Source organism: Symbiopectobacterium sp. (genome assembly GCF_051710365.1).
Lineage (GTDB): Bacteria > Pseudomonadota > Gammaproteobacteria > Enterobacterales > Enterobacteriaceae > Symbiopectobacterium.
In genome coordinates, this window is the sequence record NZ_JBPETA010000325.1 from 1 (window position 1) to 1,904 (window position 1,904).

Genomic DNA, 1,904 nt, shown 5'->3' on the forward strand with positions numbered 1-1,904 from the left:
CATGGCGATGGTCAAAGCGCTTAACCGGATCACGCTATTAGGAATGCCGAACAGTATTCGCATCACGTAACAATCGACCCGATGGGGCACAGTCGTTACAAGTTCTGATTTATTCAACAAAGCCCAGGCCATTCGGAAAATCATGGAAGAAATGCCGCCTGAAATAACAGAGGACTGTTACGCAGAGGCTGAGCAATTGGCGGAGAAGTCTATCGAAAGGTTTCGTGACTCGCTCAGAAAGCATTGGCCCGACGCTTACACAGAGCAAGCCTGTGAATACATGGAAGACAGCGACGTTGATTATCAGGAAACAGAAAGCCACCGCATCTTTGACGCCATATTCCACCGTGTGAAGGTTGAGCGTGCTTTTTGGATTTATGACAGGCAGAACAGCAAGGAGGATGCAGCATGAGCACAGCATTAGCAACAATGGCTGGAAAACTGGCTGAACGCTTCGGCATGGCACCAGGCACCGAATTAATGAGCACGCTCAAGAATACGGCGTTCAAGGGTGGTGGCGTAACGGACGAGCAATTTACCGCCCTGCTTATTGTTGCCAACCAGTACGGACTCAACCCGTGGACAAAAGAAATTTATGCCTTTCCTGACAAGGGCGGGATTGTTCCGGTTGTTGGTGTCGATGGATGGGCGCGGATCATTAACGAACATCCGCAATTCGATGGCATGGAATTCAGCTACGATAAGGACGAGGGCGCATCGACTTGCAGGATTTACCGCAAAGATCGCAAACACCCCACTGTAGTAACCGAATACATGGGCGAGTGTAAGCGCAATACCCAGCCGTGGCAATCACACCCCACCCGCATGCTGCGCCACAAGTCACTTATTCAGTGTGCACGCATGGCATTTGGCTTCGCTGGCATTTACGACAGTGACGAAGCGGAGAGGATTATAGAAAACACGCCAGCAAGTGTTCTCGTCGGAAAGGAAACGGACGAGCGCCGCCCTGCACTCATTGCCAGGTGCGAAGAGGCGGCTCAGATGAGCATGGAAGTCTTCGCTGAAACATGGAAGAGCCTCACGCAGGAAGAGCGCCAGATTATCGGCAATGCAGAGAAGGAGCGCATCAAAAAAAGCATTCCCGTCGATGCAGAATATAGCGAGGTGGATCATGCAACAGCGCAGTGATGAATGGTTTTCCGCCCGTTGTGGCAACGTCACCGCCAGTCGCCTGTCTGACGTAATGGCTAAAACCAAATCGGGCTATTCCGCCAGCCGCCAGAACTACATGGCAGAGCTTATCTGCCAGCGCCTGACAGGAAAACCCGAGCCGGGTTACTCAAACGCCGCCATGCAGCGCGGCACTGAACTTGAACCGGTGGCGCGGGAGATGTACCTGCTTAACCAGTTTGACGCAGAAGTTACAGAAGTGGGATTTATTCCCCATCCAGAGATCGTAGGATTTGGCGCATCGCCTGACGGACTGGTAGGGTGCGATGGTCTGATTGAAATCAAGTGCCCCAATACATGGACGCATTTAGAGACCATCAAGACCGGTAAGCCGAAAAACCAATACCTCCTACAGATGCACGCCCAAATGATGTGTACGGGCAGGAAATGGTGTGATTTTGTCAGCTATGACGACAGGCTACCGCCAGACCTTGCCTATTACCAGTTGAGAATTCATCAGGAGGATAAGCTGGTTGCTGAAATAGAGGAGGCGTTAACGCAGTTCCTGGCTGAACTTGAAAGAGAACTTGAGGCTATCAGGAAATTATCCAGGGTAGCAGCATGAGTGCATGCACGTCGTCGGGCAGCCGTGCAATCAGGTTCAGCCTGACGCGGGAGGGGGGTTACTCAAAGTTGGAGGGTCGAGCAGGGATCGAACCCGCATCTTACGGTTGGGGAACACGTACGCTCTTCCACGCTAAGCTACCGACCCA

The 1,904-nt window shown here is 52.2% G+C and carries 3 protein-coding genes, 1 tRNA gene and 1 pseudogene; 4 read left to right on the forward strand and 1 reads right to left on the reverse strand.

The window, feature by feature from the left end:
- The 4 genes and pseudogenes from ACTBDZ_RS17355 to ACTBDZ_RS17370 all read left to right on the forward strand — a co-directional run.
- Positions 1-70 (forward strand): annotated as a pseudogene (locus ACTBDZ_RS17355) (surface-adhesin E family protein); the annotation flags it as partial.
- A 72-nt stretch (positions 71-142) separates the two neighbouring features.
- The gene (locus tag ACTBDZ_RS17360; RefSeq protein ID WP_438816218.1) at positions 143-412 is read left to right on the forward strand and encodes a hypothetical protein; all 270 of its coding nucleotides are present in this window, start codon (positions 143-145) and stop codon (positions 410-412) included.
- Complete coding sequence (gene bet / locus ACTBDZ_RS17365; protein ID WP_438816219.1) at positions 409-1,149, forward strand: phage recombination protein Bet; 741 nt, start codon at positions 409-411, stop codon at positions 1,147-1,149. The genes ACTBDZ_RS17360 and bet overlap by 4 nt, the downstream gene beginning before the upstream one ends.
- Positions 1,133-1,756: a lambda exonuclease family protein gene (locus ACTBDZ_RS17370; RefSeq protein ID WP_438816220.1), complete on the forward strand. Its 624-nt coding sequence runs from the start codon at positions 1,133-1,135 to the stop codon at positions 1,754-1,756. Before bet ends, ACTBDZ_RS17370 begins: the two co-directional genes overlap by 17 nt.
- Positions 1,757-1,825: 69 nt before the next feature.
- Here the strand turns inward: ACTBDZ_RS17370 and ACTBDZ_RS17375 are convergent.
- A tRNA-Gly gene (locus ACTBDZ_RS17375) sits at positions 1,826-1,903 on the reverse strand.
- Between the last annotated feature and the right edge of the window lies 1 nt (position 1,904).

Coding starts and splice junctions, on each gene's coding strand:
- ACTBDZ_RS17370 (WP_438816220.1), top strand. CDS start 1,133: ATGCAACAGCGCAGTGATGAATGGTTTTCCGCCCGTTGTGGCAACGTC.
- ACTBDZ_RS17360 (WP_438816218.1), top strand. CDS start 143: ATGGAAGAAATGCCGCCTGAAATAACAGAGGACTGTTACGCAGAGGCT.
- bet (WP_438816219.1), top strand. CDS start 409: ATGAGCACAGCATTAGCAACAATGGCTGGAAAACTGGCTGAACGCTTC.